A 15,025-nucleotide genomic window follows, 5' to 3' on the forward strand; every position below is an offset into this window, starting at 1 on the left:
TTTGTCCTTTTAAAGCCATAAAAATGCACCCCTTAAAAATCGTACGTTGTAACCGGGGGTTTTTTCAACGTCTATTTTAAGGGGTGCACACTAGACATCCACGGGGTTTTTCTTGTCGGTTCGTGTAATAATATAAGAGAAAACCACTAACATGCCAATAATATGAAAAAATTGTAATAATAAGAAGGAAGAATTATTTCAAATATAGAAATTAAGTACGACATCAAAAGGAGGAGTAATATGTCTGAAGATAAAAGACCTGTCACCAAAGATGATATTTTCAACATTCAATCGGTCACCAATCCTAAATGGTCGCCCGACGGGAAAGGGGTTGTATTCGTAAAAAACCATATCGATAAAGAGGAAGACAAATACATATCTAATTTGTTTTATTTTGATAAAACAACAGCAGAGGTGAATCAATGGACCTATGGGGAATCTAAAAATTTTCAGCCGAAATGGTCCCCTGATGGTAATAAGGTTGCGTTTTTATCAACGAGGGAAAAAAAGAGCCAGCTTCACGTGCTTCCCTTAATAGGAGGAGAAGCACAACAAATTACGACTTGCCCGAACGGTGTCAATGATTTTGAATGGTCGCCAGACGGTAAGCGGATCGCTTTTCAGGCTCTCTTGAATGCAGAGGAGGGTTTTGATGAGCTGAAGAAAGAAGAAAAAGAGGATGATAAGAAAGACAAAGTACGAGTCATTACAAAAATGAAATATAAAGCCGATGGTGTGGGCTTTGTTGAAGATCAGGAGCAACAAATTGGTATCGTGGATATAACCAGCAGAGAGATCGCTCAGTTGACAGATAACGGACATAGCTATGCATTGCTTTCCTGGTCACCGGACGGAAAGACTCTCGTTTTTACTGGAGATGAAGCGGAAAACAAGGATTTTTCATTTAGTGCTGATTTGTTCTTATATGATGTGGAAAGTAGAGAGCGTACAACTATTGACACAGAGAAAGGTTATGTTTCTGACGCAAAGTGGTCGCCGGATGGCAGCAAACTTGCATTCATCTTTCATGGCCTGGTTTATAAGAATGCCTCTCATCCTGATATTTATATCCTTGATCGGGAGAGTGGAGAAACAACTAATGTAACCGATCAGTTGGACCTCCCCGTAGGTGACTTCACCGCAGGCGATATTCAACAAGGGGCACAGCTGCCTGGGATCGTCTGGCTGGATGATGAATCATTTTATTTCCCTGTAAGCGAATATGGGAATGTGGTGTTATATCAAGGGAATACGTGGGGGAAGCTGAGGCGGGTGTGGAATGAAAAGCACCATATGTATGGATTTGATGTCGATGTGAAAACAAAAGAAGTAGCTGCTGTGGTTTCGACTACGACGAGCCCAGGAGAGCTTTACTTATTTGATACTGATCAACAAGCATGTAGAAAAGTGACAGATTTTAATGGGAAATGGCTTCGTAACACAAAACTCTCTGAACCGGAGGATTTTATTTTAAGAAGTGTAGACAGCTGGGATGTCCACGGATGGGTGATGAAACCAGTGGATTTCGTTGAAGGTGAAAAATATCCATTGATTTATCAGGTCCATGGTGGTCCTCATGCTATGTATGGCAATACGTTCTTCCACGAAATGCAATTGCTCGCTGCTCAAGGCTATGTAGTAGCTTATGTCAACCCGCGTGGTTCGCATAGCTATCATCAGGAATTCGTCAATGCCGTGCGGGGCGATTATGGCGGCAACGACTACGTAGATGTCATGAACGGTCTCGACTATTTACTCGAGGCGTATGATTTCATTGATGGGGAGCGGCTTGGATTGACCGGAGGAAGTTATGGGGGGTTCATGACCAACTGGATTGTGGGTCACACGGATCGTTTTAAAGCGGCTGTGACGCAACGTTGTATCTCTAATTGGATCAGTTTCTACGGTGTCAGTGACATTGGTTATTACTTCAGTGAGTGGCAGATACAAGCGGATCTTCATGACTTCGAAAAGCTATGGAAGCATTCCCCATTGGCCTATGTGGATAATATGGAAACGCCATTATTGATCATCCATAGTGAAAACGATCTGCGTTGTCCAATTGAACAATCGGAGCAGCTATTCATCGCTTTGAAGCGGCAGGAGAAGGATACGGAATTTGTACGTATACCAGATGCTGATCACAACTTATCACGGACAGGCAAACCTTCGCTTCGTTTGGAGCGGTTGCAGCATCTGATGAGATGGTTTGAAGAAAAGCTATAAGAAATCCTAGGGGCCGGGAAACTTACCCGGTCTCTTTTTTTAAAAAAACAAAAACCCTCTATATATAAGTAAGTAAAAAGAATTCTACTTGAAACTTAGTAGCAACTCCGAAATATCCTTAAACACAATTATCAGCAACAAGCTTACAAAAATCTATTTCATAAATCCATTATTAGGCTTAAATTTATAGAATTTTTTGCTCCATGATACACGGCGCATGGCAATAAAAATTTTTGAACAGGGAAACGCGCCTCATTCGACAGACAGACACCATTGTATTGTAAAATAGAAGATAAATCTAGTAATATAGGAAACATTTACTTATAAAAGAACAGGAGTGGTGTCGGAATGTCTCATAAGAATAATCCAAAAAAATTTGCATTGAATATGAGTGCTGCCCAGTTTACTAAGTTTTATATCATGCATCTCCTACAAGTACATCCTCCGATGATCAGCGAACAATTTAAAAAAGAATTTCAAAAACTGACAACGAACTGGATACCAGCACCCTCAACCTTACTGGATACATTACACGACATGACTGAAGAGGGATTATTGTCCAGAAGGGAAGACTATAAATCCCATGACAGGAAGAGGCAGAAGGTATATTGGTATTCTCTCACGGATAAGGGGAAAGAAGAATTCGATGTGTTGAAAAAACGTTACCGGTTATTATTTGAAGAGCAGCTAGACATACTTAATAAAATAATGAAAGAAATTTATAAATAACAGCACGAGATATGTTAAAGGGAGCGTCCGCTTTATGCAACTTAGCGTTTTAGATCAGTCACCAATATCCAAAGGGAATACAGCGACCGAAACGCTGAATAATAGTTTAATGCTTGCTCAAACAGCAGAAAAGCTGGGGTATCACCGTTATTGGATGGCAGAACACCATAATACGAATGGATTGGCATGTTCTTCTCCTGAAATAATGATAACCAGAATCGGAGCTTCCACCGGCAGGATACGTATAGGCTCAGGTGGTGTCTTACTTCCGCAGTACAGCCCGCTGAAGGTAGCAGAAAACTTTAAGATGTTGGAAGCACTTTTCCCAAACCGAATAGATTTAGGGCTTGGAAGGTCACCGGGCGGGTCACAAAAAACACGCCTGGCTCTTACAGATGGTATTAATAAAACCTTAAGCGCGTTTCCCAGGCAGGTTCAAGAACTACAGCAATTTCTCCATGGAGATATACCGAAAGAGCACTCTTCCTTCGGTGTTAAGGCGACTCCTTATACCAACAGTAATCCGGATGTGTGGGTGCTCGGTTTATCTTCCCGTGGGGCTCGGCATGCTGCTAACAACGGCACTGGTTTCACTTTTGGCCATTTCATTGATCCTGCTCATGGGGAAGAAGCGATTGATACTTACAGAACGCATTTTAAACCTGCGTACGATAAAAGTTCTCCCCAGGTAAATGTTTGTGTGTTTGTTGTGTGTGCCGACACGGATGAAGAAGCTGAACAACTGGCTCTTAGTCAGGATATGTGGCTGCTGCAAGTAGAGAAAGGGCTGGATACACGTGTGCCGTCGGTAGAAGAAGTAAAGAACCATACGTTTACATTAAAAGAAATAGAGAAAATCAGGAAAAACCGGAGACGCATGATTGTAGGTTCTCAAGCAAAAGTGAAGCAAGAGTTGCTTAAGCTGGAGGAGTTATATCAAACGGATGAGTTTTTAATCATCACTAATATCTACGATTTTAATGCTAAACTCAGGTCCTATCAATTGATTGCAGATATAACATTTTGAAGATGCATGAAATTCCACCATATGGGTATGTACCTATATCAAGCATTAAGGAGGGCGTACCGTTTCATGGGTGAACATCTTATTCCAAGCAAGCCAACTTCTTTATGGAGAGAGCTGCAGATAGAGACATTTCCGGCACTTTCTGAAAATATAGCTTCTGATATCACGGTGGTAGGATCCGGTATTGCTGGTATCACTACTGCTTACCGGCTCGTCAAGTCAGGCTACCAGGTGACTTTGGTAGAAGCCGGCAGGATATTAGAAGGGACAACTGGTTATACCACAGCAAAAATATCAGCTCAGCATGGTTTGATCTATCAGCAGCTAGAAAAAACAATCGGACAAGAAAATGCTAAGTTATATTATCAGGCTAATCAGGCTGCTATCCAGGCGATAGAGCAAAACATCAACGAACATAATATAGCGTGCGATTTTTCATACCAGGACGCATTTGTATACGGAGAAACTGAAAGAGCGAAAAAAATGATCGAAAAAGAAGCAGAGCTGTATGAAAGACTGGATATTGACGGGGAGAAGACAGACAGGGTAGATTTACCATTCCCTGTGACAGCCGCTATCAGAATGAAAAAACAGGCTCAGTTCCATCCCGTAAAGTACCTACTGCCTCTAATTGATTTTCTAAAGAAGAACCAGACCAACATCTATGAAAATACCAGAGCTGTAGATATCGAAAAAGGAGATCAGCCAAAAGTAGTTACGAAGGATGGTCATACCATCACTTCCAATCATGTGGTAATTGCCTCCCATTTTCCTTTCAAGGACATGGATGGTCTGTATTTCTCCAGGCTCCACGTCGAGCGTTCTTATTCCCTTGCTGTTAAGACAGATCAGCCTATCCCGCAAGGCATGTATTTGAATGTGGAGGAGCCAAAACGTTCCATACGTAAGGCATTAGATACGAATGGGGAAAAGGTACTGCTTGTCGGTGGAGAAGGACATACAAGCGGGCAAAGCGAAGATACGTTTCAACATTACACTAACCTGGTGGAATTTACAAAAGAACATTATACGATCCATGATGTACCATATCGCTGGTCATCCCAGGATATGAGTACACTGGATATGGTGCCTTATATTGGAACAATTACGTCTAATCAGCCAAACATCTACGTCGCCACCGGTTTTGCCAAATGGGGAATGACCCAAGGGACAATTGCGGCTGATGTTGTCCATGACATGATAACCGGAAGGAAAAATCCATTTGAAGACTTATATTCTCCATCAAGATTTAAAAAGAGCAGTGGCGTGAAGAGTTTTACAAAAGAAAATGCCGATGTGGCTAAAGAGTTTGTTAAAGGAAAATTACCGACAAAGAGTAAAAAGGATGTGAAAGACCTGGAACCAGATCAGGGTGCCATTGTAAAAGTTGAGGGAAAGAGTGCGGGGGCTTACAAAGATGAGAACGGGAATGTAAGCGTGGTAGATACCACCTGCACCCACATGGGCTGTGAGCTTGCCTGGAATAATGCAGAGCGCTCCTGGGACTGCCCATGTCATGGTTCCAGGTTCACCGTGCAGGGAGAAGTAATTGAAGGGCCGGCTACTCAACCGCTGAATAAAATAAACGTCGAATAACTAAACTTACAGGATGGTGATGATGATGAAAGGTGGATCTTCCAAAACAGCCGTAGTAACGGGTGCAGGATCCGGTATAGGAAAGGCAGCAGCCATCAGGCTCGCAAAGGAAGGTTACGCAGTCGCTTTAATGGATTTGAAGGAAAATCGAGCAAAAGCCGTTCAAGAAGCAATTATAGAGGATCGCGGGCAAGCACATGTATATGATATTGATGTATCCGATGAATCCAGGGTGCAGGAAGGACTTGCCCAGGTAAATGAGCAATGGGGCAGTATCGATGTCGTGTTTGATAATGCTGGCATCAATGGCACTTTCGCACCGATTGAAGATATGAAGACGGAGGATTGGGAACAGACAATCCATACCAATTTAAAAAGTACTTTCCTATTCGTTAAGCATAGCATTCCCTACATGAAAGAGTCAGGGGGAAGCATCATCATTACCAGTTCTATCAATGGAAATCGGACCTTTTCTGGAATAGGCATGTCAGCTTACAGTACATCAAAAGCAGGACAAGTAGCTTTTATGAAAATGGCTGCACTGGAATTGGCCCGCTACCATATCCGCGTGAATGCTATCTGTCCTGGAGCTATTGATACGAATATTGGCCAAAATACCGAGAAAACAAAAAGCTTGGAAAAGGTGCAAATTCCGGTTAAATATCCAGAGGGCAGCCAGCCGCTTGAACACGCACCAGGAACTCCGGAGCAGGTGGCGGACCTGGTTTACTTCTTAGCGTCCGAGCAATCGAGCCATATTACAGGCACAGAAATGTATATTGATGGTGCAGAATCGCTTTTGTAATTACCTATATGAGTACTCATTAGAGTACTCTTTTTTGTCGGCAAATGTTTTACAACAAAATTACAAGGGTAGAAGTTTTACGGAAAGCATTTACATACCATAAAAAAGGAGGAAATCATACATGAGTGATGAAAATCGTAAAAACGAACAGCTCGAGCAGTTTCGTACTGATGATAGAAACAAGAAGATGACCACTAATCAAGGAACGAAAGTATCGGAGGATGAATTCTCTTTAAAAGCCGGTGAACGTGGTCCCACCTTAATGGAAGACTTTCACTTTCGCGAAAAGATGACCCATTTCGACCATGAACGTATACCTGAGCGTATTGTTCACGCACGCGGGTTTGCCGCTCATGGTGAATTCCAGCCATATGAATCCATGAAGGAAATTACGAAAGCTGATTTCTTACAGGACCCCTCTAAGAAAACCCCTGTATTTGTCCGTTTTTCTACGGTACAAGGCTCCAAAGGTTCAGCAGAAACCGTCCGCGACGCTCGTGGTTTTGCTACTAAATTTTATACCGACGAAGGAAATTTTGACCTAGTTGGAAACAACATACCTGTTTTTTTCATACAAGATGCCATTAAATTCCCTGATTTAGTACATGCCCTGAAACCAGAACCACACAATGAAATGCCGCAGGGAGCTACCGCCCATGATACATTCTGGGACTTTATTGCCAATAACCAGGAATCTGCACATATGGTCATGTGGGCGATGTCTGATCGTGCTATACCACGAAGTTTTCGTATGATGGAAGGATTCGGTGTCCATACCTTCCGCTTTGTTAATGACAAAGGTGAAGCTCATTTCATCAAATGGCATTGGAAGCCAGTATTAGGTACTCATTCACTGGTATGGGATGAAGCCCAAAAAATTTCCGGTAAAGACCCTGACTTCCACCGTGGGGATCTTTATAATTCAATTGAGAACGGAGATTATCCGGAATTTGAATTAGGTGTGCAAATCATTAAAGAGGAAGATGAATTCAAATTTGATTTTGATATTCTTGATCCTACAAAAATCTGGCCCGAAGAAGATGTCCCAGTCAAGAAAATCGGTAAAATGACGCTGAATAGAAACGTCGATAACGTGTTCGCTGAAACGGAGCAGGTTGCTTTCCATCCAGGCCATGTAGTGCCGGGAATTGACTTTACGAATGATCCGCTACTGCAAGGTCGATTGTTCTCTTATACGGACACACAGTTGATCCGCCTGGGCGGCCCTAACTTCCATGAGCTGCCGATCAACCGTCCTGTATGCCCTTTCCATAACAATCAGCGCGATGGCTATGGACGTATGACGATCAATAAAGGGCCAGTTGCTTATCATAAGAATTCCATGGCTGATAATACACCAGAAACTGCCGCTCCGGAAGAAGGCGGTTTTGAACATTATCAAGAAAAAGTGGAAGGAAAGAAAGTACGTAAACGTAGTGACAGCTTCAAAGATCACTTCTCACAGGCGACTTTATTCTGGAATAGTATGAGCGATCCGGAAAAAGAGCATATCAAAGAAGCCTTCAGTTTTGAGCTTGGTAAACTATCCAGTGAATCCGTCCAGCAGCAGGTGGTAGACATGTTCGCTAATGTCAGTCTGGAACTGGCTCGAGAAGTAGCACAAAATGTTGGTGTCAAAGTGCCGGAAGAGGGAGGCTCCAATGTAACTAAGTCATCCCCGGCTTTGAGTCAGGAAAATACCAACAAACTGCCCCACACCCGTAAAGTAGGTGTGATTGTCGCAGAAGGTTTCCATGGATCAGAGGTTACTTCCGTAATGGAGGCACTTAAAAAAGCAGAGGTAGAACCGGAAATTATCAGTGACAAACTTGGCACAGTAAAAGGGACAGATGGGGAAGAATTGGAAGCAGATCATACGTTCTTAACGGGAGAATCTGTCTTGTTTGATGCACTATATGCAGTAGGAAGTACTTCGGCAGATAAGAAGTTCCAACAGAATGCTTTATATTTCCTGAAAGAAGCATTTGCTCATTATAAACCGATCGGTGCCACGCATGAGGGTGTCGATTTGTTGAAGAAAGCAGGAATCGATGATGGACTAGGAGTCGTTTTCAATGATGACTTGAAATCCTTTGTAAAAGAGTTTGTTGCAGCAATTGCCGAGCACCGTCACTGGGACCGTGAAATTGTATAAGCATCAAACAGTAAAGAGGGAGGGGAACCTCCCTCTTGTTTTATTTCCATGTTACATAACTAATGGAAAGAAGGTACAAACTAATCTTATTTACAAGGATAAGGTGGACGTTATGACAATATTCCGACTTGGTTATGTGGCGATGAGTAAAACGCTTAAAAATGCCTCGCCATCCCAAACGATGACGCATACGCGTTTTCAAACGATTCCGGACAGAGAGGCAGCTATAAGAAAATTAGAAGCAATCGCCCGCTCCAACTTACATAATACTTTACGGCTGTTAAAGCATAATCTAGCACATGATATCAGTTTTTTTCGTATGAGTTCGAAACTTGTTCCGTTAGCAACTCATGAAGATTTACGAAATTGGCGGTATATTTCAGCACTGACAGAGGAACTGAAAGCGATCGGCGATTATGCTAAAGCCAATGAGATGCGCGTTGACTTCCACCCCGATCACTTTGTGGTGATCAATACACATGATAAAGAAATTTTTCAAAGGGCTATGATCGTTTTGAAATACCATTTTATGCTCCTGCATGGTATGGGTATTGATCCTACTCACCGATGTGTATTGCATTTAGGCGGACGGTATCAGGATAAAGAACAGGCGTTAGAAAGTTTCATTGAAAACTGGGCGCTGGTACCTTCCAGTCTGCAAAAGATGATCATGATTGAAAATGACGATAAATCATTTACGCTAGAGGATTGCCTCTATGTTTGTGAAAAACTAAATATTCCGCTTGTATTTGATTTGCATCACCACCTGGCAAACCATAGCGATAAAAACTGGGTTAACGCGTGGAGTCGTGTCGTTAATACATGGAAATCATCCCCTTTGCCGCTCAAAATGCATATATCCACCCCTAAAAGTGAAGAAAAGTTTAAGAGTCACGCTGACTTTATCGACCCTGAGATGTTCCTGGATTTTGTTAAAAACGTGAGTGGTACGATTCCACAAATTGATTGTATGATTGAAGCAAAACAGAAAGATGAAGCTTTGTTTCGCTTAGTCAACGATTTAAAAGATGCCCAGGATATAACATGGGTGGACAACACTGTGTTTCAATGGAACAGTGATCAGTAAGGTAATTTTTTTCGATAAAAGAAATTAGGTGTTTGTTCTTTGGAATCATAGGAGGTATGAAAAATATGGGTAGAAGCAGGTGATAAAGGTGGTATCAGCCAGCTCCAATCACCCGTATATTCTCTCCCTTGCTTTAGTTCCTGTTCTTCAAATAATTGAAATTGTTCTGCTGCAGTGTGATGATCGACAATGCTTACTCCATCTCGCTTAAAAGAATAGAGGACTGCCGTATTAAATTCAATTAACGTTCTGTCTTTCCATAAAGAACGATTCTCTTTGGTGTTCAAACCCATTTTCTCTCCAATCATCGGCAGGAGATTGTAACGAAACTGATCCGCAAAGTTTCTAGCCCCTATTTCAGTTTCCATATACCAGCCATTAAAAGGGGAGGCCTGATATTCTATAACACCAATTTCAAGGATCATATCAGAAATAATCGGGACAGCATACCATCGCAGCCCGAGTTTAGAGAACCACGGATAATCTGGGTGTTCAATAGGGACTTCTTTAACAAGATCTTTTGGCAGTTCTTGTATATAGGGAGCTCGATCATTCACTTGAATTACAAGTGGAAGTAAATCAAAATCACTTTTTTGAGACTGCCATCCAAGTTCCATACATTTTTCAGTGAATGATATAGAAGCAGGATCTCCTGTAGTAGATCCGTCCGAATTTTGATAGCCGGCGTAACGAAATAATTGGTGATTCCATATTTTAGTGGAACTTGGTCTGAAAATTGTAATGGTCGGTCGAATTCTTCCTTCATTGATAGCAAAATCAATGTGGTGGAACAAAGCTTCGATTATTCTAGCTTCATCTGTCACAGATCGGGCATCTATCACTTGTAAGCTATTCCAAAAAAGCCGTCCGATGCACCGGTTGCTGTTTCTCCAAGCCATACGGGCGCCATGTGTCAACTCTTCATAGGTATGCTGATAAGTACCCGTACACTTAATTTCGGCGGAAATGGTTTGAAGTCTTTGTGCTGTTTCTTCTGGTGACTTTCCTAATTCCTGATAGCATTTATATATGAAATCTTCTGCTTTTTGGTATAGTCCCGTTGTCATGTTCATCCTCCAAATGTAAGGTTGCAATCCATTTCATTATATCAAAATGATTAGTAGATGATTTATGCACATGCTTATAGTAAAAGTTTTTCATGAAGGTTTTAATCCGCTATAATAAAATACACTACGAATAAGGAAAGGAACGGGGACATCGTAATGAGTAATCTAAATATTGGAAACGTTATAAAGATGAATGTTGTTAAGAAAAAAACAGAAGGATTCGTGCTTTCAGATGGTAATCAGGAAGTTATGCTGCCGGACGAGCAGGCACGTGATGATATCGAATTGGATAAGGAAATAGAGGTTTTTCTTTACCAGGATAAGAGGGGAAACACGTTAGCGACTATGACCATACCTGAAGTGGATCTCGAGACATACGGGTGGGTGGAAGTCGTGGAAGTAGTCAAAAATCTGGGCGTGTTCGTTGATATTGGCATAGAAAAAGAAATCCTTGTATCTTTAGATGATCTGCCTTTGTTTGAAAGGGTATGGCCAAAACAAGGAGATTGGCTGTTTGTCAGTCTGGAACTAGATAAGAAAGGACGCCTGCTGGCGAAACCGATAACTGAAGGAGCAGTACAAGAAGACTTAGAGCCCGCTCCAGAATCATTATTGAAAAGCGATATTACAGGGAGAATCTACCGTTCCACTAAAGCTGGTTCTTTCCTTCTGACAGAAGAGGGCTACCGAGGGTTTATCCACCCCTCGGAACGAAAAGAAGAACCCCGTGTCGGTGAAACGGTAACCGGAAGAGTAATTGATATAAAAGAAGATGGGTCTATCAACGTCTCTTTGCGTCCGCTTAAGCAAGAAGGAATGAAAGAAGATGCTGAGGTTATTATGGAATATTTAATCGAGCGTGGCGGCAGTATCCCCTTCCATGATAAAAGTGATCCGGATGAAATTAGGAAGACTTTCCGAATCAGTAAAGCTGCTTTTAAACGAGCCCTGGGGAAATTGATGAAAGAAGGAAAAGTTATTCAGCAGGATGGCAAAACGATTTTGACAGATACAATGGAGCAATGATCATGCACAAAGACGGTATCTTCTCAAAGATATCGTCTTTTTTGTGAAAAACTTTCACAGATGATGGGCTATATGAATATCCTGCCTTTGGGAGGAGGTTGGATAGAAAAATGTATAACTATTATCATGGATATCCAGACCAGTTGGATACGGATCGACAAAATCCATCTGAGGTAAAAGAGATGTGCCAGACCAATCACTACTATTTTGTTCAAATTCAATTATCAGATGGATCACTTGTGGATGGGATTATTGATGGAACTGATGAAGATCATGTCTATATGCTTGTGCCAGTGGGAGATGAAATGGGAGAGGCGGATCAGAGGCAATTCGGCTACAGTGGCTATGGAGGCTTTGGAGGGTACGGCGGATACGGCGGTTACCCTTTTGGAGGCGGATATGGTTATCCAAGGCGATTCCGGAGATTCAGACGACGGCGTTTCCCATTCTTTCATGTCAGAAGGCTGTTTTTCCCGTTTTTCTATTAAAGAAAAAGCACGCGCAGTGGAAAAATTTAAATTTCCGTTGGCGTGCTTTTTTTACTACCTAGGAATTTATAAAAATTGATGGTTGTAAATAATATTTTGTGATGGGCTGCATCCAGCTCCGACGTATAGGAAGTGCTTGTGCCGATGTTGCCACACTAGAACTACTTCTTTGAAAGTACTTTGCAGAAAAAGACTAAGTCTTTTTTTGAGGACGTGGCGATTTCATCGGCCAGCGCTTCATTGAGTTCTTAAGTCAATCCTCTCTGTGATTAGAAAAACTTGGCTTATCGCCCATTATGGCGAAAGCCAGGTTTTTCTAATACTACGAATCCCTAACAAGTTAAATGGTTTTAAAGTACAAAAACCGTCACGGCGAGGTTTGACTGAAGCTTGTCGGGGGTAAGCAAGTCGCTTGCGCTTTTGTTCTTGTTATTCCCTTGGATTATGCTCGGCAAATTTTACAAAGGTCGTTTCATCCTCAATCAACCCGCAAGAAGCACATTGAACCTTCTTGTCTGGTCCATTATAGCTCAAATGAAAGGCTTCCAGATTGTTATCTGTATACTCCTCCATAATAATCCCAGTCCCAGGATCCAACTTCACGGATGAAGGAAGCTGTTGAATTAAATTAAATCGGGAACGATTGGTTTTACAATTGGGGCATAAGTATGGGTTAGACATGTTGACCACCTCCAACCTTATTATTTCCCACATGTTAGTTGATTATGATGATATTTATTTCTTATTTTGTTTTTCCATTTCTTCACTAACTACAAATGCAAGATCGTCATTTCCGAATAAGGAAAGTACACCTAAAAGCGTTTCATCTATGATTTCATCTGCTTCACTTTTAGGGACCGTCAACTCTAAAGCACGGTTTAAGGCATCATTCGATTTTTGAGCTGGATATGCGCGCGCATATACGTCAGCAGGGTCTAAATCATGGTTGATGCACCACTGGGCAAAGACAAGGATCATCATCTCTTCATCCTGTTGGTAGTTGCGGATGACTTGTTCTTCGATTTCTTTTCGATTCATGAGAAATACTCCCTTTAGTATGATGGTTTCATTATATCGAGTCACCCGAAACAATAACAACTATTTCTACATATTTTTCGATTAAATAAAGGAAATTTCGTTCGTAATAGGGAATTAATAAACGGAAAGCATACTATCGAGGAGGGATACACGATTGGAACGGTTTCGATTATTATTAATTTCCATTTTGAGCTTATTTATTGTATTCCTTGGCATACCGTTGGAAGGCGATGCGAAATTTCCAGATGGGAAAGTGATTAACTATGTGGCATTAGGAGATTCACTGGCAGCAGGAAAACCCCCATATCCTAGTGAAGAGAATGGAAATGGTTACCCAGAATATATAGCCGAACGATTTGAACAGTCTAATTACGATATCTCATTAAGTAACCATGGTGAAAATGGACATACCACAGCAGATGTATTAACGGATTTAGAGGATGAAGATATACAAAAAGATATTAAAGAAGCAGATATTTTAACGATCGATATTGGTGCTAATGATTTACTTGCTCACTTTTTTGTGGGGGATCTGGCAGGCTTGCAAAGTGCTTCGACTACAGCAGTTGATAATATTGATAAGATTTTAAGTGAAATCAGGAATTTGAACGAAGATGTAGATATCTATGTGATGGGGTATTATAATGCGATTGAGCCTTATGAAAGATATAGGGACTTAGAGTATAAAATTCTGCCACTTTTACAACATTTCAACGACAGCATAAAAGAAGTAACAGAATCGGCTGATGCGGTATTCGTACCGACATTCAAAGTGATCGCTAAGGATTATGATACGTATCTTCCTCATGCTGATGTCCATTTAAGTGAAGAGGGCTATCAGGCGGTTGCCAAGGAATTTTGGAAAAAGATGACCCCGCGAAAATACGGTGAGTACGGTGAATAATGATAATAAAAGCAGATAGCTGATGCTATCTGTTTTTATTTGTGAAGGGATTGGACACTTGTCACAGGTCAACCTATTTGAAGCATAGGTTATGAAAGACAGTTATGAAAATACAGGAGGAAGATTCATGCATTCTAACTATTTTCACATGCCCTATGTATATCCATATGTGACGAATCCATACCAGGCACCATATGTCCGCTATCCTTATAGCCATTATTATGGAAGTTACCAATCCTATCAGGATGTCAGGCAGCCGGTCCGTGGCCAGGCGACATGGACAGAAGGAGGAGCAGTAACCCAATGCGGGATTCCGTGGTCGGCTAATCTCTATATGACAGTAGCTGTTGGTCAGAACACGCCATACAAGTGTGGGGATACATTAAAAATCAAAAATTTAGCCAATGGCAGAGAAGTGCTAGTAACCGTGGCAGATCAGGTTGCCGGCTATGGTGCAAATAAAGTGAATTTACACAAGAGAGCATTCGAAGCATTAGGAGCTAATGTCGATTTAGGGGTTATCAATGTAGAGATCACTACTGGTATTCAGCTGGAAGAGGAAAAATGGGGAAAGTATCTGCTCGAAATCGTTCAATCAGCGTACTCGAACTATAATGTAACAGATTATAATAGAATCAGTAAAACTCAGCAGAATGCCAACCAAATGACAGAAACCTATAAATATGTCCTGCGTTCTCCACAAGAAACAATCAATATTGAAGGAACTGTTGTTTATAACCCAAATACCGATCGAATTATTTCAATTGATTTAAAGGAAGTGTAAGCAATAATAGGTGAAAGGTAGGGAGGCTAACTAACCCTGCCTTTTTTATTTTTAGAGCTAAACAACGCTGGTTATATATGGGCAAACTGATTA

General features: G+C 41.4%; 14 protein-coding genes. 11 read left to right on the forward strand and 3 right to left on the reverse strand.

The window, feature by feature from the left end:
• Nucleotides 1-240: 240 nt before the first annotated feature.
• The 7 genes from BLV00_RS17725 (at nt 241) to uvsE (ending at nt 9,625) form a co-directional block, all read left to right on the forward strand.
• Entirely contained in the window at nt 241-2,226 is a 1,986-nt protein-coding gene (locus BLV00_RS17725; protein ID WP_093046297.1) for a S9 family peptidase, read from the forward strand.
• Between the two features lie 348 nt (nt 2,227-2,574).
• The gene (locus BLV00_RS17730) at nt 2,575-2,955 is read left to right on the forward strand and encodes a PadR family transcriptional regulator (RefSeq protein ID WP_028782937.1); all 381 of its coding nucleotides are present in this window, start codon (nt 2,575-2,577) and stop codon (nt 2,953-2,955) included.
• A 34-nt stretch (nt 2,956-2,989) separates the two neighbouring features.
• Nucleotides 2,990-3,982 carry an LLM class flavin-dependent oxidoreductase gene (locus BLV00_RS17735; RefSeq protein WP_093046298.1) on the forward strand — a complete coding sequence of 331 codons (993 nt, stop codon included), beginning with the start codon at nt 2,990-2,992 and terminating at the stop codon, nt 3,980-3,982.
• 66 nt (nt 3,983-4,048) lie between these two features.
• A complete protein-coding gene (locus tag BLV00_RS17740; protein WP_093046299.1) occupies nt 4,049-5,578 on the forward strand; it encodes an FAD-dependent oxidoreductase in 1,530 nt (509 codons plus the stop codon).
• 19 nt (nt 5,579-5,597) lie between these two features.
• Nucleotides 5,598-6,383 carry an SDR family oxidoreductase gene (locus BLV00_RS17745; RefSeq protein ID WP_093046300.1) on the forward strand — a complete coding sequence of 262 codons (786 nt, stop codon included), beginning with the start codon at nt 5,598-5,600 and terminating at the stop codon, nt 6,381-6,383.
• A 121-nt stretch (nt 6,384-6,504) separates the two neighbouring features.
• Complete coding sequence (locus BLV00_RS17750) at nt 6,505-8,538, forward strand: catalase (RefSeq protein ID WP_093046301.1); 2,034 nt, start codon at nt 6,505-6,507, stop codon at nt 8,536-8,538.
• Between the two features lie 112 nt (nt 8,539-8,650).
• Nucleotides 8,651-9,625, forward strand: coding sequence for a UV DNA damage repair endonuclease UvsE (uvsE, locus tag BLV00_RS17755; RefSeq protein WP_093046302.1), 975 nt, complete (start codon nt 8,651-8,653; stop codon nt 9,623-9,625).
• On the opposite strand, the gene BLV00_RS17760 is transcribed toward uvsE, so the two are convergent.
• Complete coding sequence (locus BLV00_RS17760) at nt 9,619-10,692, reverse strand: nitric oxide synthase oxygenase (RefSeq protein ID WP_093046303.1); 1,074 nt, start codon at nt 10,690-10,692, stop codon at nt 9,619-9,621. The two genes, uvsE and BLV00_RS17760, sit on opposite strands and share 7 nt — an antisense overlap.
• Before the next feature lie 156 nt (nt 10,693-10,848).
• Between BLV00_RS17760 and BLV00_RS17765 the strand changes: the two genes are divergently transcribed.
• Together BLV00_RS17765 and BLV00_RS17770 are read left to right on the forward strand one after the other, a co-directional pair.
• Nucleotides 10,849-11,718 carry a CvfB family protein gene (locus tag BLV00_RS17765; protein ID WP_093046304.1) on the forward strand — a complete coding sequence of 290 codons (870 nt, stop codon included), beginning with the start codon at nt 10,849-10,851 and terminating at the stop codon, nt 11,716-11,718.
• Between the two features lie 110 nt (nt 11,719-11,828).
• Entirely contained in the window at nt 11,829-12,206 is a 378-nt protein-coding gene (locus BLV00_RS17770; RefSeq protein WP_093046305.1) for a hypothetical protein, read from the forward strand.
• 429 nt (nt 12,207-12,635) lie between these two features.
• On the opposite strand, the gene BLV00_RS17775 is transcribed toward BLV00_RS17770, so the two are convergent.
• Nucleotides 12,636-12,887, reverse strand: a complete 252-nt coding sequence (locus BLV00_RS17775) for a DNA alkylation repair protein (protein ID WP_093046306.1) — start codon at nt 12,885-12,887, stop codon at nt 12,636-12,638.
• A 54-nt stretch (nt 12,888-12,941) separates the two neighbouring features.
• Complete coding sequence (locus BLV00_RS17780; RefSeq protein ID WP_093046307.1) at nt 12,942-13,244, reverse strand: hypothetical protein; 303 nt, start codon at nt 13,242-13,244, stop codon at nt 12,942-12,944.
• Between the two features lie 154 nt (nt 13,245-13,398).
• On the opposite strand from BLV00_RS17780, the gene BLV00_RS17785 reads away from it, so the two are divergent.
• Together BLV00_RS17785 and BLV00_RS17790 are read left to right on the forward strand one after the other, a co-directional pair.
• Complete coding sequence (locus BLV00_RS17785; RefSeq protein WP_176791704.1) at nt 13,399-14,148, forward strand: GDSL-type esterase/lipase family protein; 750 nt, start codon at nt 13,399-13,401, stop codon at nt 14,146-14,148.
• Between the two features lie 127 nt (nt 14,149-14,275).
• A complete protein-coding gene (locus BLV00_RS17790) occupies nt 14,276-14,932 on the forward strand; it encodes an RlpA-like double-psi beta-barrel domain-containing protein (RefSeq protein WP_093046309.1) in 657 nt (218 codons plus the stop codon).
• The last annotated feature ends 93 nt before the right edge of the window (nt 14,933-15,025 follow it).

The sequence above is a fragment of the Thalassobacillus cyri genome, from assembly GCF_900107755.1.
GTDB lineage: Bacteria > Bacillota > Bacilli > Bacillales > Halobacillaceae > Thalassobacillus > Thalassobacillus cyri.

Bases quoted from the DNA above. Each gene is read 5' to 3' on its own strand.
- BLV00_RS17725 (WP_093046297.1), top strand. From the start codon at position 241: ATGTCTGAAGATAAAAGACCTGTCACCAAAGATGATATTTTCAACATT.
- BLV00_RS17730 (WP_028782937.1), top strand. From the start codon at position 2,575: ATGTCTCATAAGAATAATCCAAAAAAATTTGCATTGAATATGAGTGCT.
- BLV00_RS17735 (WP_093046298.1), top strand. From the start codon at position 2,990: ATGCAACTTAGCGTTTTAGATCAGTCACCAATATCCAAAGGGAATACA.
- BLV00_RS17740 (WP_093046299.1), top strand. From the start codon at position 4,049: ATGGGTGAACATCTTATTCCAAGCAAGCCAACTTCTTTATGGAGAGAG.
- BLV00_RS17745 (WP_093046300.1), top strand. From the start codon at position 5,598: ATGATGATGAAAGGTGGATCTTCCAAAACAGCCGTAGTAACGGGTGCA.
- BLV00_RS17750 (WP_093046301.1), top strand. From the start codon at position 6,505: ATGAGTGATGAAAATCGTAAAAACGAACAGCTCGAGCAGTTTCGTACT.
- uvsE (WP_093046302.1), top strand. From the start codon at position 8,651: ATGACAATATTCCGACTTGGTTATGTGGCGATGAGTAAAACGCTTAAA.
- BLV00_RS17760 (WP_093046303.1), bottom strand. From the start codon at position 10,692: ATGACAACGGGACTATACCAAAAAGCAGAAGATTTCATATATAAATGC.
- BLV00_RS17765 (WP_093046304.1), top strand. From the start codon at position 10,849: ATGAGTAATCTAAATATTGGAAACGTTATAAAGATGAATGTTGTTAAG.
- BLV00_RS17770 (WP_093046305.1), top strand. From the start codon at position 11,829: ATGTATAACTATTATCATGGATATCCAGACCAGTTGGATACGGATCGA.
- BLV00_RS17775 (WP_093046306.1), bottom strand. From the start codon at position 12,887: ATGTCTAACCCATACTTATGCCCCAATTGTAAAACCAATCGTTCCCGA.
- BLV00_RS17780 (WP_093046307.1), bottom strand. From the start codon at position 13,244: ATGAATCGAAAAGAAATCGAAGAACAAGTCATCCGCAACTACCAACAG.
- BLV00_RS17790 (WP_093046309.1), top strand. From the start codon at position 14,276: ATGCATTCTAACTATTTTCACATGCCCTATGTATATCCATATGTGACG.